Source organism: Stenotrophomonas maltophilia group sp. RNC7 (assembly GCF_030910085.1).
Lineage (GTDB): Bacteria > Pseudomonadota > Gammaproteobacteria > Xanthomonadales > Xanthomonadaceae > Stenotrophomonas > Stenotrophomonas sepilia.
Genome location: NZ_JAVFVN010000706.1, coordinates 20,369 through 43,843, shown reverse-complemented (window position 1 = coordinate 43,843; position 23,475 = coordinate 20,369). Strand labels below are relative to the sequence as shown.

The window sequence follows — 23,475 nt, the reverse complement described above, 5'->3', positions numbered from 1 at the left end:
TCGTCTCCAGGATTCAGGCCGCAGTACCGATGCGCTGCAGACGGTAGCTGCCGTCCAGCACGCCGTTGACCCAGTCCTGGTTGTCCAGGTACCAGTCGACGGTGAAGGCGATGCCCTGCTCAAAGGTGTAGGCCGGTTCCCAGCCCAGATCGTTCTTCAGCTTGGACGCATCGATCGCATAGCGGCGATCATGGCCGGGGCGGTCGGTGACATAGGTGATCTGGCTGCTGCGCGGCTGGCCATCCGCGCGCGGGCGGCGCCGGTCCAGCAGGGCGCAGATCGCCTGCACCACTTCGATGTTCTGCTTTTCCGAATTCCCGCCGACGTTGTAGGTCTCGCCGACCTGGCCCTTGGCCAGCACGGTGCGGATCGCCTCACAATGGTCGGACACGAACAGCCAGTCGCGCACCTGCTTGCCATCGCCGTACACCGGCAGCGGCTCGCCGGCCAGCGCCTTGGCGATCACCAGCGGGATCAGCTTCTCCGGGAAGTGATACGGGCCGTAGTTGTTGGAGCAGTTGGTGGTCAGCACCGGCAGCCCGTAGGTGTGGTGGAACGCACGCACCAGGTGGTCCGAAGCGGCCTTCGACGCCGAATACGGGGAATTCGGAGCGTACGGCGTGGTTTCGCTGAACTTGCCGGTCTCGCCCAGGGTGCCATACACCTCATCGGTGGACACATGCAGGAAGCGGAAGGCCGCGCCCTGCTCGGCCGGCAGCGCCTTCCAGTAATCGCGCACGGCTTCCAGCAGGCCCAGAGTGCCCACCACATTGGTCTGGATGAAGGCACCCGGGCCATCGATGGAGCGATCGACGTGGCTCTCGGCGGCGAAATTCAGCACTGCGTCCGGCTGGTGCTCGGCCAGCAGGCGGGCCACAAGGGCGCTGTCGCCGATGTCACCCTGCACGAACACGTGGTTCGGGTTGCCGTCCAGGCTGGACAGTGTCTTCAGGTTGCCGGCGTAGGTCAGGGCGTCGAGATTGACGACCTTGATGCCACGGGCGACCGCTTCGAGAACAAAGTTACCGCCAATGAATCCGGCACCGCCGGTGACAAGCCATGTGGGCACTACCTGTTCTCCTGATCTAAATTCATCCAAGGGGGCGCTACCAAGCACCCAGCACAGCAGCACAGGATACATGTGGTTCGTCTTCACGACTGCCTGCGTGACGTGAACGACGCACCCGATCAACACGAGCCATACTGCACTGCAGCATAACCATACGCATTCGCATGGTTCCCTCAAGCCAGCTAGAATCGGGATCCCACCCCCGAACCGGTTGCTGTGCGAGGACCGGACGTTCTCCCCGTTATTGAAGGACCCCGTACCAGATGAAAATCCTCGTCGCGTACAAGCGCGTGGTGGACTACAACGTCCGCATTCAGGTCAAGCCGGACGGTTCCGGCGTGGTCACCGACGGCGTCAAGCTGTCCCCCAATCCCTTCGATGAAATCGCCCTGGAAGAAGCCCTGCGCCTGCGCGACAAGGGCATCGCCAGCGAAGTCGTGGTTGCCACCATCGCCCCGGCCGACGCCCAGGCTCACCTGCGCAACGGCCTGGCCATGGGCGCCAACCGTGCCATCCACGTCGTCACCGACCAGGCCGTCCAGCCGCTGACGGCGTCGCGCACCCTGCTCAAGCTGATCGAGAAGGAGCAGCCTGATCTGGTGATCCTCGGCAAGCAGGCCATCGACGACGACGCCAACCAGACTGGCCAGATGCTGGCCACGCTGTGGGGCCGCCCGCAGGCGACCTTCGCCAGCAAGCTCGAAATTGCCGATGGCAAGGCCACGGTGACCCGTGAAGTCGACGCCGGCCTGGAAACGCTGGAAGTGGATCTGCCGGCCGTGGTCACCGCCGATCTGCGCCTGAACGAGCCGCGCTTCATCAAGCTGCCGGACATCATGAAGGCCAAGGCCAAGCCGCTGGAGACCCTGCAGCTGGCCGACCTCGGCGTTGAAGCCGCCGACACCTTCAAGACCACCCAGTACGCCGCGCCGTCCAAGCGCAGCAAGGGTGTGATGGTCAAGGACGCGGCCGAACTGGTTGCCGCACTCAAGCAGAAGGGGTTGCTGTAATGAGCAGGATTCTCGTCATCGCCGAGCACCACGACGGCAAGCTCAACGCCGCCACCGCCAAGACCGTCAGCGCCGCCGCCGCGATCAACGGTGCCAGCATCGACGTGCTGGTGCTGGCTGCCGACCCAGGCGCCGTTGCCGCTGAAGCCGCGAAGATCGCTGGCGTCGCCAAGGTCCTGACCGTGGCCAATGCCGCCAACGCGCAGGCCATCGCCCAGGTGCTCGCACCGCAGATCGCGCAGCTGGCCAAGGGTTACACCCACGTGTTCGGCCCGTCGACCACCTTCGGCAAGGACCTGATGCCGTGCGTGGCCGCCCTGCTTGGCGTCAACCAGGTCTCCGACCTGATGACCGTTGAAGGCAGCCATACCTTCAAGCGCCCGATCTACGCCGGCAACGCGATCATCACCGTGGAAGTCCCGGCCGACCAGATCGTGGTCGCCACCGTGCGTGCCGCCTCGTGGCCGGAAGCGGCCCAGGGCGGCAGCGCCGCCATCGAAGCGGCCAGCGTCGATGCTGCCCTGCCGACCCACACCCGCTTCGTTGGCCTGGCCGCCGGTGCCAGCGACCGCCCGGACCTCCAGAGCGCCAAGCGCGTGGTCTCCGGTGGCCGTGGTGTTGGCTCGGAAGAGAACTTCAAGGTGATCTTCCAGCTGGCCGACAAGCTCGGTGCCGCCGTCGGTGCCTCGCGTGCCGCGGTCGATGCCGGCTACGTGCCCAGCGACCTGCAGGTGGGCCAGACCGGCAAGATCATCGCCCCGGAGCTGTATGTGGCGGTGGGCATCAGCGGTGCGATCCAGCATCTGACCGGCATCAAGGACGCCGGTACGATCGTCGCGATCAACAAGGATCCGGATTCGCCGATCTTTGAGATTGCCGATATTGGGTTGGTGGGGGATCTGTTTGCGATCCTGCCGGAGCTGGAAGCTGCACTGGGCTGAGCAATCCCTGGGAGCCTGCTGCGGTAGGCACTGCCCCCGGTTGGAGTGAGCGCTCTGCCGGGGGCTTTCTGTATTGCAGGCGTGCAGTCTGCGCGGCCTGACACGTGACGATACAAGCTGAAGCTGGCACTCCGGTGCAATGCGGCTGAGAATGCATCGGCACTCACAATATTGTCACAATGATGAAGCATGGAATCGGGGCCGCCGCCCGATCATTCGCCAGGGACCTGGCGCTCGCATGGATCTATCTTCCGATCAGCCTGTTGGCCTGTACCATCATGGCTCTTCTGGCCCGGTCACTGTTCGGCCTGCAGTACAGCACCGGTGCAGTGGTGGCCACCGCCCTGCTGCTGGGAACTGGAATAGGACTACTGGGCCCGGCACTACGTAATCGCTGGTGCGGGGGCGCCTTGATCACCGGCCTGGCCAGTCTGCTGCTGGTCGGCAACGCAGTGAAAGTCGGGATGCTGCATGCCCCACTTTCCGTAGCGGATCTGCAGGCACTACCGATTCTCCTATCAACACTATCGGGAGGTCCACTCCTGTTGGCGGGCGTTCTGATCGCGATCGCCGTACTGCTTCCGCTCGCCAGTATTCGCTTTCGTTGGCGAAGTCTTCCCGCGCTGGCACTCCTGATCGGCATGATCGCCGTCATTCCGGCACTGTCCAATCCCTCACACCCCTTTTACGGTTTCCTGCTGCCACTGGAAGGAAGTGGACAGGAAGTGGACAGCAAAGACACCATGCTCGTGTCACGCCGTAACGATCAGATGAGCCTGCTCAAGGCACGCGGCCCGCTTCTCTATCTTTCAGAAGACTGGCGAGTGCAGCGCGAGGACACCCGTGAGATTCCCAGTGCAGCCGAAATCCACGCTCTACCTCTGAAGAAATGGCATCCAGGCAACATCGCGAAAAAGCGCAACGTCCACCTGGTCCTACTTGAAAGCGTTTGGGATCTTTCATTGCTCGACCACTACCACAGCAATCGCAGCGCGCTGGACCCGCGCTTCCTCGCGCTTTGGAAAAGTGCGGGACAACCGTATCTGCTCTCCCCTGAAATGGGGGGAGTTACCGCCAATGCCGAGTTCGAGGTCCTGTGCGGTTTCCCCGCGCCGAGGAACTCCGTGGCATTCATGAATCTGCTGCGCAGGCCATCACCCTGCCTGCCTGCGGCGCTCGCACGTGCGGGCTATCACACCATGGCCAGCCATGCCCACAACGCTGACAACTGGAATCGAATCACTGCATACGAGAACGCCGGATTCGAGCACTACTATCCTGATTCTGCCTTCGAGCTGGATGACCTTGAAGGCGGCATGCTCGCTGACGGCTCGTTCTTCCGCCAGAACATCCAGTTCCTCGATGAGGTCGGGACGGATGTCCCCGTCTTCAACTACTTGGTATCCCTGTCCTCGCACTGGGGATACCTACGCAATCAGGAACGACGCCCGGACTTGATCAGAATTGAGCCTGGCAATGCGCCGGTCCTGGAGGCCTACGCCAACGCAGTGGCCTACACCACTGCGGCGTTCATGGACTGGTCTGAAGCCATCATCGCTCGGGATCCAGACGCGCTGATCATTGCGTTCGGAGATCACTCCCCCTCCCTGGACGCCGATCCAGACCCCTATACCTTTGTGAATGGCGCAGACCCAGCGGATTTCGACAGCCCTGACACTCGGCGTCGGGTCGGCATGAGCCGCACTCCGTTGCTGATCCTCGATGGCAGGCGCGGCGCAGTCGCCACCGGCACGAACATTCCGATGTACGAACTGCCAGGCCTGATCGGCCAATTGTTGGGCAACAACGCCCTGCTACCGCAATCAGCCCAGCAAGGTCCCATGATCCTCCGGCCTTTCCGTGGCCATCTACTGAGCAACGATGACGGCCGCTGGTTTGACTGCGGAAACAGGGAGTCCCCCGTCCGGAACCAGAGCTGCGACCATGCTTGGGGCCAGTTTTCACCATTGCGCCTGTTGCGTCAGGACACCCTGCTTGGCGAAGGACACTACCTTTCCGCACAGCATGCGTTGGCCTTCCGCAATCCGAGGCTGAAGGCAATCTCCGTCGAACAGCGCCATGCTGCATGTGAATTCGACTTGGACGACTGGAGCCCGCGCATTGCAACTTCAGGGCTCGGATTCAACGTGCAATCGGATGGATCGAGCGCCATGTGGTTCAGCATGAAGCACCTGCGGGGCATGCCCGTAGTCCATGTCGGTGAAGTCGCAGGAATCAGCAATCAAGGTGACCACCTACTTACAGCGTCTTTTCCAGCGGGGGCCATCGCCGGCCTTGCTGGCCGCCAACCCGTCACGCTTACCTGCCCCGGCCAACGTCCGGTACAGGTGGGCACGCTTGCGTTCGAGACTCGAACGCATGCATCGCAACCAGAGAACTGCAGCTTCACCGTCGACCAATGGGGCCCTCATACCGGCACCGGAGGGCGGGGCTTCAATCTCGACCCAGACGGCCGCAGCACCGTGTGGGTCACAATGAAGCAGCTGAAAGGGCAGCCGCTGATCCATGTGAACGGCATGACGGGCAACAGCACCTTTGGGGAGAATCTCGTGACGGCTGCCTTCACGGATATGGCATCACTTACGGAGCCCACCTCTCTGCCGGTAACCATCGCATGCCCAGGCCAACCCGCAGTCGAGCTTGGTGCAATCCAGCTGGGGGCCGCCGCCCACTGACCCCTCCAGAGGACATTTGGACCTGAATGGCCCCTGCCCGACCTTCGATCTGACCAATCAGCCCGGACCCGGTCGGTAAAGCTATAATCGGCGACTGCCGGCACTGATCGTCGCGCGGGCGGACTGCCGGGGCACGCGCGTCCTCATGCCCCGCAACAGGGCGATGCGGTGCCATTCATGTGCCGAGGCAGGGCGCGCAAGGATTCCATTACGCCATGACAGACGCGATGTCCTCCTCCCCGTTCAGCGGGGAACCCTGCCCGGAAATTTCAGTGGTAGCGCCGGTTTATGGCTGCCAAGGGTGTCTGGAAGACTTGGTTGACCAGGTAGCGGCCGCGATCGCGACGATGGACGTGAACTTCGAGATGATTCTGGTGGATGACGCCAGCCCGGACGGAGCCTGGGCCCGGATCGCGGAACTGGCCAGCACTCGCCCATGGTTGCGCGGACTGAGATTGTCGCGCAACTTCGGGCAACATTCAGCCATCTCCGCGGGCATCGAGCACGCGCGCGGCCACTGGACGGTTGTGATGGACTGCGACCTGCAGGACGCACCGGGCGAAATCCCGGCCCTGTACCGCAAGGCCAACCAGGAACAGCTGGACGTGGTGTTCGCCCAGCGCCTGGAGCGCCAGGACAAGGCGCTGAAGCGGCTTTCGTCGTGGACCTTCTTCAGCGTACTCGGCTGGCTCACCGGCGTCCCCCAGGATCCCAGCACGGCCAACTTCGGCATCTACCACCGCAAGGTCATCCAGGCGGTATGTCAGATGCCCGAACGTGACCGCTCATTCCCGTTGATGGTCAAGTGGGCCGGCTTCCGTACAGGCAAGCTGCCGGTTCAGCACCAGGCGCGCGCCATGGGCGAAACCTCCTACACCCTGCGCAAGCTGCTGGCCCTGTCCACCAACATCGCGTTGGGATACTCGGAGAAGCCGTTGCGGATGGTCGCCGGTACCGGCATCGCCTGCTCGCTGGTCGCCTTCGTGCTGGTCGCGCTGAGCCTGCTGCGCTGGTGGGACGGTGACATCGAGGTTGCCGGCTATACCTCCATCATCGGATCGGTGTGGCTGATCGGCGGGCTGGTGATGTTCTGCCTCGGGGTGGTCGGGCTGTACGTCGGTCAGGTGTTCCGCAACGTGCAGAAGCGCCCGTACTACATCGTGGCCGACGCGGTGAACGACGCACGGGAAGCCCGATGAACGTGGTCATCGACAACGGCCAGGGTCGGATTGCGGCACGCCTTACGCCGTGGGATGAGCGCGCGCTGGGCTTCGCCACCGCCGAGGTGACAGCCTTGGAGATCACCCGCGTGGAGCAGGCGGTTCCGCTGCTGTCCGAGCTGGAGCAATGGTGCGCCACGCATGCCGTGCACTATCTGTTCGGGCGTATCGACGCGACCCACATGGTGGCCAAGTCTGCCCTGCTGCAGCAGGGGTACGCCTTCGTGGAAACATCGCTGACCGTCTCGCGCAGCGGGTTTGCCAACCTGCCACCGGTACCGCGCGGGATGCTGCCAACATTGCGGCCTGCAACCACCACCGATGTGGCCGAACTGCGCCGCATCGCCGCGACTGATTTCGCCCACGGCCGCTTCCTGGAAGACCCGGCCATCGACCCACAGCGCGCCGCACTGCGCACGGCCAACTGGATCGAAGACCTGGTCAGCGGTGGCTTGGCCTATGTCGCTGAGTCGCGAGGGCGCACCATCGGTTTCCATGCCGAGCGCGTGTCCGCCGACAAGAGCAACTGCGAGCTGCTGCTGACCGGCGCCACCGGGCCCTATGCGATGCTGGCCCTGCCGCTGTGGATCACTGCATTGGAGTCACTCGCCGCGCGCGGGGTTCCACACTGCACGACCCTCGTTTCCGCTGCCAATACGGGCATCCTCAATCTCTATGCCCGTCTCGGCTTCCATTTCAACAGCACCCTCTTTGGATTCAGGAAATTTCTATGAATGACATCGTTACCGAAGACCAGGTCGTTGCCGTGTTCGCCCGCGTGCTGGGCATCCCGGCCGACAGCGTGAATGATGAACTGCGTTACGCCACCATCCCGCAGTGGGATTCAATCGCCCACATGTCGGTAGTGGCGGCTCTGGAAGAGGCGTTCGGCGTGATGATCGACATGGACGAAGTGATCGACATGAGCTCGGTCGGCAAGGCCCGCGAAATCCTGCGCAAGCACGGCGCGGCTGTTTGACCATGGCCGACGCCGCGCCCGTAATCTTGGTCACCGGCGCATCGCGCGGCATCGGCCGGGCAATCGCCCTGCAGCAGGCCGCACGACACGCACAGCTGGTGCTGGTGGCCCGCAACGAAGACGCCTTGAGCCAGCTGGACGCAGAGGTCCAGGCGCTCGGCGCACCGCCGACATTGTACGCGGCGCTGGACCTGACCGATGCTGATGCCATCGCCGGTTTGTTCAAGCAGGTCTTCGCCCGCTTCGGCCGGCTGGACGGCTTGGTCAACAATGCCGGCGTGCTGCACGAAGGCCTGCTGGGCATGATCCGCAGTGAAGACATCGACCAGGTGCTGGCCGTCAACGTCAAGGCGCCGTTGATGGCGATGCAGTACGCTTCGCGGCTGATGGCACGCAGCGGCGCAGGCAGCATCGTCAACTTGGTGTCGATCATGGGTATGAACGGTGCCGCCGGGCTCAGCCTTTACGCGGCGAGCAAGGCTGCGCTTGTCGGCGCCACGCGCTCGGCCTCCAAGGAGCTGGCCCCGCGCGGTATCCGCGTCAATGCGGTCTCACCAGGTTTCATCGACACCGACATGACCCGTGACATGCCTGAGGCCGCGCATGCCAAGCGTGTTGCATCGATTGCAATGGGCCGTGCCGGTACGCCAGAGGAAGTTGCCGCACTGGTGGCCTTCCTGCTCAGTGATGCCTCCTCCTATGTCACCGGACAGGTGATTGGCATCGACGGACAGATGGTGGTCTGAATGCCGTTCTGGAACCTGGAACAACATGGCGCGCGCATCGCGCTGATCGATGGCGAGCAATCGCTGGACTTCACCGCACTGGCACGCCTGGCCGATGCGCACGCGGCGCGATTACCAGACGGGCGCGGCATGGGATTGTTGTGCATGCCCAGTCATGTCGATGCTGTCGCGCTTTACCTCGGCGCTTTGCGCTGCGGCCGCCAGGTTCCATTGCTGTTGCAGCCGGACACCGACCCGCAGCTGCTGGGCTCCCTGGTGGAGCACTACCAGCCTGACTGGGTCGCCAGCCCGGGCCAGGCCGCCAAAGGCTACCGGACTGTGTACAGCGGCCAGGTCTTGTCCTTGCACGTGCGCGACGCGGCACCGGCACCGGACGCACCGCACCCGGACCTGGCGTTGCTGCTCAGCACATCCGGCAGTACGGGTTCGTCAAAGCTGGTGCGGCTGTCATCCACCGGCCTGGATGCCAATGCCAGCGCTATCGTCGACTACCTGGGCCTGCGCGCCGATGATCGTGCGATCACCACGCTGCCACTGGCCTATTCGTTCGGCATGTCCATCCTCAACAGCCACCTGGCTGTGGGTGGATCGGTAGTCCTGAGCGAGGACAGCCTGATGACCCGCGAATTCTGGGACAGCGCGCGCCGCCACCACATCACCTCGTTGTCCGGGGTTCCGGCCACCTTCGAGATCCTGCGGCGCATGGGCCTTGCCCGCCTGCAGCTGCCCAGCCTGCGCATGCTGACCCAGGCCGGTGGTCGCCTTCGCGATGAGCTGGTCGCCCATTTCGCCGAGTCCAGCCAGGCCCATGGGCTGGAGTTCTTCGTGATGTACGGCCAGACAGAGGCCTCTCCGCGGATCAGTTATGTTCCGGCTGCACGCATCATCGACAAGGTTGGCAGCATCGGGGTGCCTGTTCCTGGCGGCCGGATGCAGGTCGACGCAACGACCGGCGAACTGATCTATTCGGGCCCGAACGTCATGATGGGCTACGCCGCCACACGTGCCGATCTGGCCAAGGGCGACGAGCTGCAGGGTGTACTGCGCACCGGCGATCTGGCCCGCGTCGACGAAGATGGCTTCCACTACATTACCGGGCGCGCCAAGCGCTTCCTGAAGATCTCCGGCAACCGGGTCAACCTCGATGAAGTCGAGGCCATGCTGTCGGCGGCGCTGAGCCAGCAGATCGTCTGCTCGGGCAGCGATGACGATCTGGTGGCCTTCAGTCACGGCGCCCATATCGCTGAACAGGCGCAGGTACGCCAGTTGGTACAGGAGCGCTACAAGCTGTTCGGTGGCCACATCCGTACCCTCCACCTGGATGCGCTGCCTCTGATGGCCAGCGGCAAGGTGGATTACCAGAGTCTCCGGCAGATGGCCGGACAAGGAGCTGCAAGGTGACTGTGCCTGCCACGCCGGCTGCCAACGCGGCCGCTGCCCTGGAAGTCGAAGTCTTCGGCCTGGACCGCATCCAGAAGCGTGCCTGGCTGCTGGAAGGGCTCAATCGCCTGACCGGCCACCATCAAGCGCAGTGCGCGCCGTATGCTCGCATCCTCGCGGGCCTTTGGCCGGCCGGCGACGCGGCCAGCCTGGAACAGATACCGTGGCTGCCGGTCCGCATGTTCAAGCTGCTGGACCTCAAGAGCATCGAGGATGACAAGGTATCGCGCACGCTGGTCTCCAGTGGCACCACGGGCGCAGCCGTCTCTCGGATCTTCCTGGATGCCGACACCGCGCGCGCGCAGGCCCGTGCACTGACCCGCATCTTCTCCCACTTCGCCGGCGCCAAGCGCCTACGCATGCTGGTGGTCGACGATTCCAGCTTCCTGCGCGATCGCAGCCGCTTCAACGCACGTGCCGCAGGCATCCTCGGATTCTCCAATTTCGGTCGCGACCATCTGTACCTGCTGGACGAAGACCTGCAACCGGACTGGACCGCGCTTGAACAATGGCTGCAGGCCCAGCCGGATGAGCCGGTGCTGCTGTTCGGCTTTACATTCATCGTCTGGCAGTCATTCGTGCAGGCCGCACGCCGTGACGGCAGGCAAATCCGCTTTCCAGCCGGCAGCATGCTGGTGCACGGCGGCGGCTGGAAGAAAATGGACGAGCAGAAGGTCGACAATGCTGCCTACAAAGCCGCGCTATCGCAGACCTTCGGCATCGAGCGCGTGCACAACTACTACGGCATGGTCGAACAGGTCGGCTCGATCTTCTTCGAATGCGAGCATGGCCACCTGCATGCGCCGGCCTACGCCGACGTGATCGTTCGCGACCTGCAGGACCTGCACCCGGTGCCGCACGGCACCACCGGTGCGATACAGGTACTGAGCCTGCTGCCCGAAAGCTATCCAGGCCACAGCCTGCTGACCGAAGATCTCGGCGTGATTCATGGCGAGGACGACTGCGCCTGCGGCCGCCCCGGCAAGCACTTCGCCGTGCTCGGCCGTATCAAGAACGTAGAAATCCGCGGTTGCAGCGATACCCGCACGGTACCCAGCGCATGACCAGACTGCTCTTCTCGATCCACCCGGACGCCACGCTGGATGCCGAACTGGCGCGCCTGTCTACCCTGCCACCGCTGCTGCCGTTCAGCACGCCACTGCGCGAATTCGTTGCGGATTTCTCCCGCCGCGTCTTCACGCTGCCGCAGCTACGCCAGCATCCCGAGCTGGCCACCCTTGGCCACTGGTTCCGCGGCGCCGCGGTCAACCAGCTTTCGCAGCGCCTCGGAACACGCCCGACCGAGCTGGATCTGGCCCGCGGCCTGGTCTTTCATCTGGCTCCTGCCAACGTGGACGTCCTGTTCGCGTACGCCTGGCTGATGTCGGTGCTCTCAGGCAACACCAATGTAGCCCGCCTGTCGCAGAAGCAGAGCACCCAGCGTGATGCGCTGGTCTCGATCCTGCACGACATGCAGTGTGAAGGCCTACACCCGCAGGTACTGGAACGTACGGTGCTGCTGACGTATCCGCATGACGATGCGATCACCACTGCAATCTCCCGTCACTGCCATGCGCGCATCATCTGGGGCGGTGATGCCACGGTCACCAAGATCCGTTCATTGCCGATCGCCCCACTGGCTCTCGAGCTGGCCTTCCCGGACCGGTTCGGCGTGGCGGCCATGCGCGCAGCCACGCTGGCCGAAGCCAGCGATGCCGATCTGCAGGAACTGGCCCGCCGCTTCTGCAACGACGTTCTATGGTTCGGACAGCAGGCCTGCTCTTCGCCGCGTACCCTGTACTGGGTCGGTGATGAGGCGGAGATTGCAACGGCCAAGGCGCGTTTCTGGCCAGCGGTGCGCACCCAGGCCGCCAGCCTGGACGACGAGCCCGCAGCGCTGATGGCCCGGGTGACAGATGCCAACCTGCTGGCGGCAACCGGACACGGCGTGCATTCGGCCGATGCCATCGGACTGTACCCGCTGCGGCTGGAGGCCGCGCGAGCCGATGGCGGGATCCGCGAAATTCAGTCCGGGCACGGCCTGGTGGTGGAGGTCGACCTGCCCGCGCTGGATGCACTGACGCCTCAGCTCGACGACCGCGACCAGACGCTTGTCCAGCATGGTTTCGCAGCTTCCGACCTGCGTGGCTTCCTGTGCGGTCTCGGCAACCGTGCCATCGACCGCGTCGTGCCTTTTGGTCGCGCCCTGGACTTCCATCCGGTCTGGGATGGGAACGACCTGCTCGATGTCCTCACCCGCAAGATCACCCTGCCAGCGACCTGACCCGATGAGCTACGTTTTCATTGCCCTGACCATCCTGCTGACCGTCTACGGCCAGCTCACGCTGAAGTGGCAGGTCAGCCTCAATCCCGGGGCGACCATCGACGGCCTGAATCCGCGCGCGGTCATCACCCTGCTGCTCAATCCCTGGGTGATCAGCGCCTTCGCGGCGGCTTTCGGCGCCTCGCTGTGCTGGATGGCGGCCATCGGCCGGATGCCGCTGAGCAAAGCCTATCCCTTTACCGCGTTGAGTTTCCCGCTTGTGGCAACCCTGGCGGTATGGCTCTTCCGCGAGTCCTTCGACTCGCATAAGATCGCCGGCACCGCCTTGATCATCCTGGGCGTCATCGTCCTGTCTCGTTCCGGAGCCTGAACCATGTCGCAGAAGACCGATGGGTTGCACGCAGTGCTATCACACCCAGCGGTCTATGACCTGCTGCAGAACCTGTTGGGGGCCCGCCGGTCCCGTGCACGCCTGATCCAGGACCATATTCGCCCCCGCCAGGGCGATCATGTCCTCGACATCGGCTGCGGTACCGGCGAGCTCTTCAGCCAGTTGCCAGCAGGACTGCGCTACATCGGGTTCGATCTGTCCCAGGCATATATCGAAGCTGCACGGAAGCGGTTCGGCGACCGGGCCCGTTTCGAATGCATGGACGTGGCCGATTATGAAGTAGGCCAGGAGCTGCAGCAGAAGGCCGACCTGGTACTGGCCATCGGCATCCTCCACCACCTTGACGACGCGCGTGCGAGGTCACTGATGCGCACCGCACATGCCGCCCTCAAGCCGGGCGGTCGTTTCATCTCGCTCGACGGCGCTTACGTCGATGGCCAGTCGGCCATCGCGCATGGCCTGATCTCACGCGATCGTGGCCAGAGCATCCGCACTCCATCCGCCTACCAAGCACTGGCTGAGGCGGAGTTCGGCATGGTCAAGGGCCAGGTCAGAAGCGATATGCTTTTCGTACCCTATACACACTACATCATGGAATGCGTGCGCTAGGCCCAGCCTCAGCCGCGATCAGGAGCAGCAGTGATTCCGTTCAACAAGCCGTTCATGACTGGCCAGGAACTGGTCAACATCACCCACGCGCATGCCAATGGGCATCTCAGCGGTGATGGTCCCTTCACCAAGAAGTGCCACGCCTGGCTGAATGCGCGTACCGGTGCCAGTGCCTCATTGCTGACCCACTCGTGTACGGCCGCATTGGAAATGGCAGCCCTGTTGCTGGATCTGGAAGACGGCGACGAAGTGATCATGCCGTCCTACACGTTTGTCTCGACCTCCAATGCCTTCGTGCTTCGTGGTGCGGTGCCGGTGTTCGTGGATATCCGCGCCGACACGCTGAACATCGACGAGACGCTGATCGAAGCGGCAATCACGCCTCGCACCAAGGCCATCTGCGTAGTTCACTACGCAGGAGTGGCCTGCGAAATGGACGAGATTCTCGCCATTGCCTCCCGGCACGGCCTGGCCGTAGTCGAGGATGCCGCACAGGGCATCATGTCCACGTACAAGGGACGGCCGCTGGGCACCATCGGCGACCTCGGCGCACTGAGCTTCCACGAAACCAAGAACATCATTTCCGGCGAAGGTGGCGCGCTGCTGTGCCGCGACCACACCCACGCCGAACGTGCGGAGATCATCCGCGAGAAGGGCACCAACCGCAGCCGGTTCTTCCGTGGGCAGGTCGACAAGTACACCTGGGTGGACGTGGGTTCCTCTTTCCTGCCCGGCGAGATCACCGCGGCGTTCCTCGCTGCCCAGATGGACGCTGCCGAGGACATCACCGCGCGTCGCCTGGCCATCTGGGACCGCTACCACGCCTGGGCAGCACCGCACGAGGCTGCAGGTCGCCTGGTACGGCCGACCATTCCGGCACACACGACCCACAACGCGCATATGTATTACATGCTGCTGCCATCGCTGGAGGCACGCACCGCATTCATCCAGTCCCTGCGCACGCAGGGCGTGCAGGCCGTCTTCCACTACATCCCGCTGCACTCGTCGCCCGCAGGCGTCAGCAATGGCCGCGTCGGTTCAACGATGCAGGTCACTGACAATCTCAGCGAGCGCCTGGTGCGCATGCCGTTGTGGGTTGGTGCGGAGCAGGACCTGCCTGACATCATGGTCGCAGCTGATCGTGCACTGACCTCCTGATCGATGCAAACTCGCATTTACCCGCTGTACGCATGGGCCAACTGGCGTACGGCCTTGGTATTGCTGTTGGCAGTCGCCGCGTTCACCAATGCCGCTGCTTACATTTCCTACGCAGGCATACCATTCGTCACGTCTGACGGCTGGTATTTCGTCGACGCGTTCCTGCAGAAACACTTCCACTCGGGACTTACACTCCAGGATTTCTATGTAAAGCGTGGCCCCGATGATCATGCTCAACCGCTCCAGAAGCTGTTGCTGCTATGGAACGCGGAATCGTTTGACCTGGATTTCGTAATCGAATCGTACATGGGCCTCGCCATTGCCGCGCTTGCATGGCTGCTCATGTTGCACGTCATGGCGATGGACAATTACAGGCGTGGAACATCTTCCTGGTGGATGTTGCCTGCTGCAACCAGCGCTGCGTGTTTCGTGTCCCTTAGTGGCGGCATGGTGTTCAACTGGTCGCTTGTCACATTGGGATATCTCGGGCCGCTCGCAGCAGTGGTTCTGGCAATCACCGCGTGGAATGCCGTAGTTGAAAAGCAATGGTGGCCACTGGTCCTGACGGCCTTGGTTGTCCAATTCACCCTCGACGGAACGGCGCTGATCTGCGCCCTTAGCTTGATCTGCGCACTTGCGTTGCGTGAATTCCGCAGCCGTTGTCAAAGTCTCCGTTCAACGCTCGCCGCAAGTGCAATCGTTGCCGGCGCCCTCAGTGCCTACAAACTGGTCAGCCATCTATATCTGCATGCTGCATTGTCCAGCGCTCCTGCCGAGGAAGCAGGAATAGCATCGGTACTGCACCTGGGCGTGGCCAGCCTCGGGAAAATGCTGTTGACAATGGCTGCACTCTCGGTCGCCGACTTGGCACCTCTGCAGTCTTACTTCCCTGCGCGAGGTCAGCTTCTGCATCACTTGCTCGGCGGCCTTGTGATTGCCGCCCATGGCTGGTTCTGGTGGCGGGCACTACATGACAAGTGGAACCGCACCCAGTTCACCTCCATCGTGCTGATGCTCTTCTGCTACGGTGCGGGCGCCGGCATCGTGATCAGCCGCGTATCAGTGTTCGGACCCGAATATGTGTCCCAGCAGCGCTATCTCATGTTGTACCAACTCGGTACGGTGGCAATTGCTCTGATGGCATCCGGCTCTGACTGGCGTATCTGGCGTCCACTGCAACGAGTTGCGGTTCTGGCTGGGCTTCTCATGTTGATCCTGGTACAGGTCCCACTCAGCAGAGCCACCTGGCGCGAAGCGCCCTACGTTCAGGCGTACGGAAACAACCTCGGGCGACAGATGATTCTGCTGGGCGCTGATCCAGGCGCGAAGCTGGCATCGTGCGCACCGACTCTCGTTGTGTGCGCAGCGGACAGCGACGAAAGGCGTCGCTCGATCACGCTTCTGCGCGACCACCACCTTAATGCGTACTCACCCAGGATGCTGGGGCGATACTCGATGCAGACAATTGGAGCCCCCGTCGGAGCAATGGAGATTGTTCCAGCGGCACCAGCCAAATAATGCCTCCAGGCTGCTAGGGCGCCAAGTCACATCCCAATTCAGTTGCGGGCCGGATGAACGCCAGCTCGCGATTGTTGCTCGCCTCGAATACTCCGATGCGATCTCCAGTCCGCAGGGACTCGCCTAGCAGCACCTTCCCTTTGGAGGAGCCCTCCGCCAGCTCGGAGTCAGTTCCATCGGATCGCATCAAACGGATCTTCACGCGCTCAGTCTCCATTGCGGCTGGCAGATCCCAGCGAACCTCCCCTGCGCGGCCCGCGCCGGAACAAGCGCGGTCAGAGGGCTCCACGCATACGATGCACGCCCCATCCGTATGCTCTTCCAAGACTTGATAGGCAATCCCTGAGACATCGGCCGGCGCGCGCTTACAAGCGCTCAGGCTCAAGAGCCCGATCATTGTGATCATGATGATTCTGCCCACGCTCAAGAGCTCCCCCCCTCCATTCCAGACATTGCGCCATTCTATCGGCCTAGCCTTCGCATTGCAGGATTCACCTGAATTCCGGCAACCGGAAGGGAAAAAGGGACTGCCGTTCTGGGATAATCGCAGGTGTTTTCGTTCCTAGACAACGGGCGACGCGCCCTCTGAAATCAATGGAGAACCCATGAGTCAAGCGCCCAAGAAGGTGCTGATCGTGTTTGGCACCCGCCCCGAAGCCATCAAGATGGCTCCTGTCGTCGCAGCCCTGCGACAGACCGCAGGCATCGAGCCCATCGTTGCTGTAACCGCCCAGCACCGGCAGATGCTGGACCAGGTGCTCGACCTGTTTGCGATTACTCCTGACGAGGATCTCGATGTCATGGAACCCGGCCAAACCTTGCAGGGGCTGTTCAGCAAGATTCTGCTGGGCATGTGTGAAGTGATCGGGCGACACAAGCCGGATCTGGTCCTGGTACATGGCGATACCAGCACGACGCTGGCATCAGCGCTAGCCGCCTTCTATAACCGTGTGCCCGTTGGCCATGTTGAAGCTGGATTGCGCACGGGTGATATCTATGCACCCTGGCCCGAAGAAGCCAATCGCTGTCTGACCGCCCCGCTGACCACGATGCACTTTGCCCCCACCCAGCGCGCCCGTGACAATCTGCGCCGCGAAAACATCGATGACGGACGAATCTTCGTCACTGGCAACACTGTCATCGATGCATTGCTGCAGGTAACGAACCGGATCGAGCACGACGCGCCGTTGCGTGATAGCCTCGCTGCGCGCTTCCCCTTCTTAGACACCTCCAAGAAGCTCGTCCTGGTCACCGGTCATCGCCGTGAGAACTTCGGAGGCGGCTTCGAGCAGATTTGCCAGGCACTTCGCACATTGGCCGACCGAGGCGACACACAGGTCGTCTACCCGGTCCATCTGAATCCGAACGTACAGGAACCGGTCAACCGGCTGCTGGGCAATCATCCTGCTATCACGTTGATACCGCCACAGGACTACCTGCCGTTCGTGTATCTCATGTCCCGCGCCTACCTGCTGATAACAGACTCGGGCGGCGTCCAGGAAGAGGCGCCGTCGCTCGGCAAGCCGGTCCTCGTCATGCGCGACGTGACTGAACGTCCGGAGGCCGTGGAAGCCGGAACCGTTGTGCTGGTCGGCACCGATACCGGGCGTATCGTGAAAGAGGCGAGCCGCCTTCTCGATGACCCGGTCGCCTACGAGAAGTTCTCGCGGAGCCACAATCCCTACGGTGACGGCACCGCCGCAATGCGCATCGCCCACGCCATCGTCGACCATTGAAGCGATAACAGAAAGTAGAGGGGGCTGCACGTGTGCAGCCCCCCATGTTTTCATCCATCTCAGCCGACGCGGCTACTGACGATATCCATGGGGTACCCATGCGCCCCATTTTGCCTCGTACAGCGCCTTGTTCTTCTCAAACAAAGCCTGCTTTGCCTCGGCCTTGAGCTTGTTGAAACTGGCAGAAAGGTGATGGTGGACGAATACGTCCTCTGCACACAATCGAACCAACCCTTCCTGCTCCAGCCTGCGGCAGTAATCGTCGTCCTCGAAGAATCCAACGCCGAACTGCTCGTCCAACCCGCCGACCTTGACGTAGGCCTCCCGCGAGATCATCACGCAGAAGAAGGCGCTGGTTGCGATCTCGAAGCTTCGCCCAGCATGAGCACGCGTGTAGCGCCCGGCCAACTCAACCATCTGCTCCATCGAGTCATAGTTGATCTGGATCTTGGCCTCGTTGCCAATATTGTTGGTGACCGGGCCGACCAGACCCGCGCGTGGCTGCCGGCGAAGCTGATTGCGCAGGGTGCGCAACCAACCCGGCGTCACGTAGGTGTCGTTGTTGAGTACTACGAGATACTCGCCCTTGGCGATTTCCAGGCCCACATTATTGCCCGCCGAGAAACCGAGATTGCTATCGTTGGCGATGAAGCGGCGATTGGAAGCCCCCTTGGCCCACTCGGCCAGGTACCCCGGACTGTCATCAGTGGACGCATTGTCCACAACAATGATCTCGACGTTCTCGTAGTCCGTATGGACCTCCAGGCTATGCAGGCATTGCTTGGTGTAGTCAAGGTTGTTGTAGGTCAGGACAACGATACTGATCAACGGTTCGTCGATCGAGGCCAGTGCGGAATCGAGGGTGGCTGCGCGGTGCAGCCAGGTCTGCCTCGATGCGAACGCCTGGCGGGCGCCCAGCTCGCTTTGTTCAACGGTCTCGGCCAGAGCAAGACGAACCTGAGCCAAGTACTCGTCATGGTTCTCTGCCAGCCGCACCAATCCCTCGAACTGGGACAATTCCGGCAGGTTCACCGAGACCACAGCCTTGCCTGCGCTGAGGTACTCGTAGACCTTGACCGGATTGGTCGCCAGAGTCAGTGGGATGACCTTGAAGGGAAGCAGACAGACATCGAACGCATGCAGCCAGTAGGGCAGTTCGGCGTATGGCACTTCGCCCACGAACCGCACGTTGTCGATGCCCTGCAGCTGTGCAGCGACGTTGGCCGTATCGCGCCCGATCATGAGAATCAGCGCGTCCGGATTATCCAAGGCCACGCGGCGCAGCAGTTCGACATCGAACCACTCCGCGATGGCGCCGTAGTAACCGATGATCTTCCTCCCCTTCGCATCGATGAAGACCTTGGCGGGAGGCGTGCAGAAGTGATCGTACTCCGTCGCGTTGCGGACCATGGCGATGTTCCGCGCGCGCGGACTCAACTCGTCATGCAACCACTGCGACGTGACCACCAGCAGGTCGGCGCGTTCGATAAGCTCACGCTCGCCCTCCAGGATGCCGGCGGCGTTGTCTTCGAAGCCGCCATGGTGGTCCATGCAGTCATAGACCAGCTTGGCATTGGGCAGGCCCTGGGCCGGCGTCAACCAGTAGGGATGCTGCACGAACGACATGCAGCGCGTCGACCGGGTCCAGCCAAGCAGTGCCGACAGACTGGACGTTATCGATTCAACCTGGGCTGCATCGGGCATTGCGTGGTAGATCTGCGGTGCCCCAGCCAGATTCAGGTTCACCTGGAACAACCGGCCACTGTCATCAAGCGCATCGACCTTGAATCCAGGACCGGCGGCATCGACAAAATTGTTGGAGATGTAGAAGACCCGATGTCCTTTGGCGGCCAAGGCCATCGCCAGATGCTGTGGCCGCTGCACGCGGAAGTTCCAATCGATTACCGCCCAGATGAAGACATCGGTCGATGCAGCATCGAACTGCGCCAACCGCGGCAGATGCGAATAGTCAACATTTGCAAGCGGATCAGCCACCAGAACATTGGGCGAGGGCGACAGCATTTCCGCCAGGCGCGCCTTGTCCGAAGGATCCAACCGCCCATTTCTGAGCGTTCGGATGCCGAATCGAGCTGCCGACTGAACCTTGCGCGGGGCGTGCTTCCCCAGATTGCGCAGTTCCTGCATCGGGTTGGACAGCAACCGCCGGATCACGCGGATCGGACGGGTGATCCGCCACGACCTGCTCTTGTACACCTCGTTCAACTCCTGATCCATGGCCAGCAGGCGCAATCGCAGACGCTGCAACTGGATTTCAACAGACTGCCCCTCCACCTTCCCGGCAACAGCGTCGAGCGTGGCCCCCACCGAGGGGCCCAACAGACTCACGATTTCCTCGCCGAGTCGCAGCGTCGTCCCCAGGCTGTGATCAGCCTGCGCGCGTGACTCGGCCGCCTGGCGCAGCATGGCTTCGGCGCTGATCAGCATTTCCCGCCGCTGGTCCAACTTGCCGTCCAGTTCGCGACGTTCTTCCGCCAGCAACTGGGTACTGTGATCCAGCTGCTGCTGAAGCGCGTCACGAGCGGTGTTCAGATCACCAAGCGCATCCTGCAGGCGATCCAGCAATGTGCTTCCGACCAGCAATGGCTGAAGCGCCTGCAGGGCCTGCTCCAGAACCGCGGCGTCGCGCAGATCGCGCGCAACCTGATCCTGGCTCCAGGCCGGACCAGTCGCCGCCGCGGTAGCACCGCGCACCAATGCCCAACGATCCAGGTCCGCACGTAGTTGGTCCAGCATTGCAACCTGCTGAGGCTGTGCGGGAACATGGCTGCGCAATGTTCCCAACCCTTCATTCAGCTGCAGCGCGAGTTCCAGGGCCGCAGCAAGCTGTGGCTGCAATGGGCTGGGAGGCTCGGTTCCAATCTGGAGATCCAGCAGGTTCAATCCCTGGGCGCGCAGCCATGCAGGGTCAGCCCAGACCAGCAATACCTGCTCCCCTGGCCAGAAGCACGGATTGTCATTGCGCGTATCGCGCACGCTGGCGTGCACCAGCACTTTCCCGTCAACCTGCTGCGGAATGTTGCCGGGCATGAAGGATGCATGGTGCTCTTCGATCCGGTGGCGCTCCCGGTAGGGCAGCATCAGTGCGATGCAATGGCTGGCCCGCGGAGCGATCGTCCCCAGCACTTTCCAGGGTTCATGGAAGTGCTCCAGCGTGTTGGAACTGAACAGGACATCGAACCTCTGCGCAGCCTCCCTCTGATCAGCCCCCAGCCAATCCTCGCTCAGGAAGGTCACCCCGGGGAATCGCTGCTGGGCATCGGCGATTGCAACTTTGGAGAAATCAACGCCAGTGAAATGAGCGCCCGCAATACCCTGTGCGAGCTCCTGTGTTCCATCTCCCAGTGCGCACCCCCAGTCACACCAGGTCAACTGGCCACGGGAGCTGGCTGATACCAGCCAGGACGGCAGCATCTGCAATGCAAGAGCACCAAAGAAGCGTGACTGTTCACGACCACCGAGACTTTCCCAGTCGTCACCGAAACGTTCGTTCCAGTAGCCCTTGGAATTGACGATTGCATCAGACACGGGACAGCTCCTTGAACAGATGTTCGATCTTTGGCTGATAGATGCCAAAGTGTCGGATGGAACTCATTACGGAGAAGTAGCGAACACCCTCGATGTACTCGTAGTACTCCACGACAGGGCCAATACGCCTCTCGGCTGCCGCCACCAGGAAATACTTCCCTTCGACGAGGCCATTCTCGAATACGAACTCGATCTCAACTTCCGCGCCTGCGGACCATGCGGTCGGGGCGGGGCTGCCGGTGTCTGCGGTACTGGACACGACGATGTCGTGGCCGCGAAGATCCTTGATTGAAAACGCAACACGGAAGGTATCGGGTGAATAGTCCAGCGGGAGTGTCAGGCGAATGCCGATCCGGCAGGTCTGTCCCCATTCGAGAAGCTCACAGTCAGTGCCTTCCATGCTGCCGATCCTGACCTCCCGGATAAGGCCCACCTGCTGCCCCCAATGAGCGAGGGGCTTTTCCCGGGTGGCCACCTCGACAACGGGCGTCTCCACAGCCGGTACTTCAATCTCATCCTCGGAAGAAGGCTCACCAACTCCGCCGGAGGGATGGAGCGCATCTGGATCGTCTGCGAATATGGACTCCATATAGCGGGAACTGACCTGCAGCACCGGCCCCAGCTCCTTCATCGCACCGCGCTCCAACCACAATGCCCGCTGGCACAGCGTTCGCACTGCTGCGACATCGTGACTCACAAAGAGAACCGATGCCCCTTCATCTTGAATGGCACGAATGCGTTTCATGCAACGCGCCTGGAATCTCGCATCGCCCACAGCCAACGCTTCATCGACCACGAGGATGTCCGCATCCACCGATGTCGCTACGGCAAAGGCAAGCCTGACGAACATTCCGCTGGAGTAGGTCTTGGTGGGCTCATCGATGTAGGCGCCGATGTCTGCAAATGCGCAGATATCGTCGAAACGTGCCTCGATCGTAGCGCTGTCCAGGCCCAGCAGGCGCCCGTTGAGGAAGACGTTTTCACGCCCTGTGAATTCGGGGTTGAAACCCGCCCCGAGCTCAAGGAGTGCGGCAATGCGGCCCCGCACCTGGACCTCTCCCTCGGTGGGGGTAATCGTGCCGCACAACATCTGCAGCATGGTGCTCTTGCCGGAGCCGTTGCGCCCCATTACCCCCAACGCCTCGCCACGGGGTACGTCGAAGGTGACATTGCGAAGCGCCCACACTTCCTTGCTGTGCTGGACAGGAGACATTCCGAGTCCACGGCGCAGCGGCTCGGTCATCAGCTGCACCAGTCGGTCAACGGGCTTGGCAAACATGTCATAGCGCTTGCCCAGGCCGCGGACTTCGATGAGGGAATCAGATGACATCGGCGAATCCTTTCCTCACGTACTGGAACACCAACAGCCCCGCCAGCATGATCAACAGGCCGACGACGAACTGCCACATCAGCAGTTTCGGCTCAGGCCAGTTGCCGAAGATCAACGTATCGCGCACACCGTCCATCACTCCGGTGATCGGGTTCATTTCAACAACACGACGGAAGGAGGCGGGTACAGCCGTAATCGGGTAGAACACCGGAGAAAGGAACAACAACATCGTTGTTACCAGGGGCATGACCTGACCAAGATCACGCAGGTAGACCCCCAAGGCCGAAAAGAGCCACGTACACCCCAAGGTGGCGAACAGCAGCGGTAGCACGACGACCGGGAAAGCCACCGCAGTAACAGGCACGCTCCCCTTCAGCAGGAGCATCGCGATCAGCAGCACGACAAGACTAACCAGCATGTGGAACAACGCCGACAATGCAGTGGATATCGGCAGCATTTCCAATGGGAAGACCACCTTTTTCACGAACTGGGCATTGGCAGTAACCAATCCAGGTGCTTTGTTCAGGCATTCAGAGAAAAAGCCGAATACCACCAGACCGGAGAACAGGATCAGTGCAAACTCCGAAGTCAGCGGCTGCTCTCCCGTACCCTGCCCTGCAACGGTCCAGCGTGAGCGGAAGATGACGCCGAACACGAAGGTATACACGCCCAGCATGAGAACCGGGTAGAAGAATGACCAGGCAAGGCCGATCACCGACCCCTTGTAGCGGGCGAACACGTCCCGCTTGGCCATCTCCCAGGCCAGGCTCATGCGCGTAGCGAGCGAGCGTTGTTCCTGCAT

At 62.2% G+C, this 23,475-nt stretch carries 19 protein-coding genes; 15 read left to right on the top strand and 4 right to left on the bottom strand.

Features of this window, described 5'->3' with window-relative positions; translation table 11 throughout:
* Positions 1–13: 13 nt before the first annotated feature.
* A complete protein-coding gene (rfbB, locus tag RCF13_RS15185; RefSeq protein ID WP_134967768.1) occupies positions 14–1,069 on the bottom strand; it encodes a dTDP-glucose 4,6-dehydratase in 1,056 nt (351 codons plus the stop codon).
* Positions 1,070–1,332: 263 nt separating this feature from the next.
* Between rfbB and RCF13_RS15180 the strand changes: the two genes are divergently transcribed.
* The 15 genes from RCF13_RS15180 to wecB all read left to right on the top strand — a co-directional run bounded on the left by RCF13_RS15180 (position 1,333) and on the right by wecB (position 17,797).
* On the top strand, positions 1,333–2,079 hold the full coding sequence (locus RCF13_RS15180; RefSeq protein ID WP_134967767.1) for an electron transfer flavoprotein subunit beta/FixA family protein: 747 nt from the start codon (positions 1,333–1,335) through the stop codon (positions 2,077–2,079).
* On the top strand, positions 2,079–3,020 hold the full coding sequence (locus RCF13_RS15175) for an electron transfer flavoprotein subunit alpha/FixB family protein (RefSeq protein WP_134967766.1): 942 nt from the start codon (positions 2,079–2,081) through the stop codon (positions 3,018–3,020). Before RCF13_RS15180 ends, RCF13_RS15175 begins: the two co-directional genes overlap by 1 nt.
* A gap of 182 nt (positions 3,021–3,202) precedes the next feature.
* A complete protein-coding gene (locus tag RCF13_RS15170; protein WP_308141316.1) occupies positions 3,203–5,716 on the top strand; it encodes an LTA synthase family protein in 2,514 nt (837 codons plus the stop codon).
* A gap of 215 nt (positions 5,717–5,931) precedes the next feature.
* Complete coding sequence (locus tag RCF13_RS15165) at positions 5,932–6,915, top strand: glycosyltransferase family 2 protein (protein WP_308141315.1); 984 nt, start codon at positions 5,932–5,934, stop codon at positions 6,913–6,915.
* Positions 6,912–7,670, top strand: coding sequence for a hypothetical protein (locus tag RCF13_RS15160; RefSeq protein ID WP_134968559.1), 759 nt, complete (start codon positions 6,912–6,914; stop codon positions 7,668–7,670). Before RCF13_RS15165 ends, RCF13_RS15160 begins: the two co-directional genes overlap by 4 nt.
* Complete coding sequence (locus RCF13_RS15155) at positions 7,667–7,915, top strand: acyl carrier protein (protein ID WP_049416872.1); 249 nt, start codon at positions 7,667–7,669, stop codon at positions 7,913–7,915. Before RCF13_RS15160 ends, RCF13_RS15155 begins: the two co-directional genes overlap by 4 nt.
* A 2-nt stretch (positions 7,916–7,917) precedes the next feature.
* A complete protein-coding gene (locus tag RCF13_RS15150; protein ID WP_134968558.1) occupies positions 7,918–8,661 on the top strand; it encodes an SDR family NAD(P)-dependent oxidoreductase in 744 nt (247 codons plus the stop codon).
* Positions 8,662–10,062: an AMP-binding protein gene (locus RCF13_RS15145; RefSeq protein WP_308141314.1), complete on the top strand. Its 1,401-nt coding sequence runs from the start codon at positions 8,662–8,664 to the stop codon at positions 10,060–10,062. It abuts the gene before it with no gap.
* Entirely contained in the window at positions 10,059–11,165 is a 1,107-nt protein-coding gene (locus RCF13_RS15140) for an acyl-protein synthetase (protein WP_308141313.1), read from the top strand. The genes RCF13_RS15145 and RCF13_RS15140 overlap by 4 nt, the downstream gene beginning before the upstream one ends.
* A complete protein-coding gene (locus RCF13_RS15135) occupies positions 11,162–12,385 on the top strand; it encodes an acyl-CoA reductase (protein ID WP_134968555.1) in 1,224 nt (407 codons plus the stop codon). Before RCF13_RS15140 ends, RCF13_RS15135 begins: the two co-directional genes overlap by 4 nt.
* Before the next feature lie 4 nt (positions 12,386–12,389).
* Complete coding sequence (locus tag RCF13_RS15130) at positions 12,390–12,755, top strand: EamA family transporter (protein WP_057494104.1); 366 nt, start codon at positions 12,390–12,392, stop codon at positions 12,753–12,755.
* Between the two features lie 3 nt (positions 12,756–12,758).
* Positions 12,759–13,385 carry a class I SAM-dependent methyltransferase gene (locus RCF13_RS15125; protein ID WP_134968554.1) on the top strand — a complete coding sequence of 209 codons (627 nt, stop codon included), beginning with the start codon at positions 12,759–12,761 and terminating at the stop codon, positions 13,383–13,385.
* A 30-nt stretch (positions 13,386–13,415) separates the two neighbouring features.
* A complete protein-coding gene (gene rffA / locus RCF13_RS15120) occupies positions 13,416–14,543 on the top strand; it encodes a dTDP-4-amino-4,6-dideoxygalactose transaminase (protein WP_080352970.1) in 1,128 nt (375 codons plus the stop codon).
* A gap of 3 nt (positions 14,544–14,546) precedes the next feature.
* Entirely contained in the window at positions 14,547–16,061 is a 1,515-nt protein-coding gene (locus RCF13_RS15115; RefSeq protein WP_134968553.1) for a hypothetical protein, read from the top strand.
* Between the two features lie 605 nt (positions 16,062–16,666).
* Positions 16,667–17,797, top strand: a complete 1,131-nt coding sequence (gene wecB, locus RCF13_RS15110; protein WP_134968552.1) for a UDP-N-acetylglucosamine 2-epimerase (non-hydrolyzing) — start codon at positions 16,667–16,669, stop codon at positions 17,795–17,797.
* A 72-nt stretch (positions 17,798–17,869) separates the two neighbouring features.
* Here the strand turns inward: wecB and RCF13_RS15105 are convergent, their stop codons facing one another.
* The 3 genes from RCF13_RS15105 to RCF13_RS15095 are packed head-to-tail and all read right to left on the bottom strand — an operon-like array spanning position 17,870 to position 23,475.
* A complete protein-coding gene (locus RCF13_RS15105; protein ID WP_134968551.1) occupies positions 17,870–21,343 on the bottom strand; it encodes a glycosyltransferase in 3,474 nt (1,157 codons plus the stop codon).
* Positions 21,336–22,673, bottom strand: coding sequence for an ABC transporter ATP-binding protein (locus tag RCF13_RS15100; protein ID WP_134968550.1), 1,338 nt, complete (start codon positions 22,671–22,673; stop codon positions 21,336–21,338). Before RCF13_RS15100 ends, RCF13_RS15105 begins: the two co-directional genes overlap by 8 nt.
* On the bottom strand, positions 22,663–23,475 hold the full coding sequence (locus RCF13_RS15095) for an ABC transporter permease (protein WP_134968549.1): 813 nt from the start codon (positions 23,473–23,475) through the stop codon (positions 22,663–22,665). The genes RCF13_RS15100 and RCF13_RS15095 overlap by 11 nt, the downstream gene beginning before the upstream one ends.

Coding starts and splice junctions, on each gene's coding strand:
- RCF13_RS15180 (WP_134967767.1), top strand. CDS start 1,333: ATGAAAATCCTCGTCGCGTACAAGCGCGTGGTGGACTACAACGTCCGC.
- RCF13_RS15175 (WP_134967766.1), top strand. CDS start 2,079: ATGAGCAGGATTCTCGTCATCGCCGAGCACCACGACGGCAAGCTCAAC.
- RCF13_RS15170 (WP_308141316.1), top strand. CDS start 3,203: ATGAAGCATGGAATCGGGGCCGCCGCCCGATCATTCGCCAGGGACCTG.
- RCF13_RS15165 (WP_308141315.1), top strand. CDS start 5,932: ATGACAGACGCGATGTCCTCCTCCCCGTTCAGCGGGGAACCCTGCCCG.
- RCF13_RS15160 (WP_134968559.1), top strand. CDS start 6,912: ATGAACGTGGTCATCGACAACGGCCAGGGTCGGATTGCGGCACGCCTT.
- RCF13_RS15155 (WP_049416872.1), top strand. CDS start 7,667: ATGAATGACATCGTTACCGAAGACCAGGTCGTTGCCGTGTTCGCCCGC.
- RCF13_RS15150 (WP_134968558.1), top strand. CDS start 7,918: ATGGCCGACGCCGCGCCCGTAATCTTGGTCACCGGCGCATCGCGCGGC.
- RCF13_RS15145 (WP_308141314.1), top strand. CDS start 8,662: ATGCCGTTCTGGAACCTGGAACAACATGGCGCGCGCATCGCGCTGATC.
- RCF13_RS15135 (WP_134968555.1), top strand. CDS start 11,162: ATGACCAGACTGCTCTTCTCGATCCACCCGGACGCCACGCTGGATGCC.
- RCF13_RS15130 (WP_057494104.1), top strand. CDS start 12,390: ATGAGCTACGTTTTCATTGCCCTGACCATCCTGCTGACCGTCTACGGC.
- RCF13_RS15125 (WP_134968554.1), top strand. CDS start 12,759: ATGTCGCAGAAGACCGATGGGTTGCACGCAGTGCTATCACACCCAGCG.
- RCF13_RS15115 (WP_134968553.1), top strand. CDS start 14,547: ATGCAAACTCGCATTTACCCGCTGTACGCATGGGCCAACTGGCGTACG.
- wecB (WP_134968552.1), top strand. CDS start 16,667: ATGAGTCAAGCGCCCAAGAAGGTGCTGATCGTGTTTGGCACCCGCCCC.
- RCF13_RS15100 (WP_134968550.1), bottom strand. CDS start 22,673: ATGTCATCTGATTCCCTCATCGAAGTCCGCGGCCTGGGCAAGCGCTAT.
- RCF13_RS15095 (WP_134968549.1), bottom strand. CDS start 23,475: ATGCAGGAACAACGCTCGCTCGCTACGCGCATGAGCCTGGCCTGGGAG.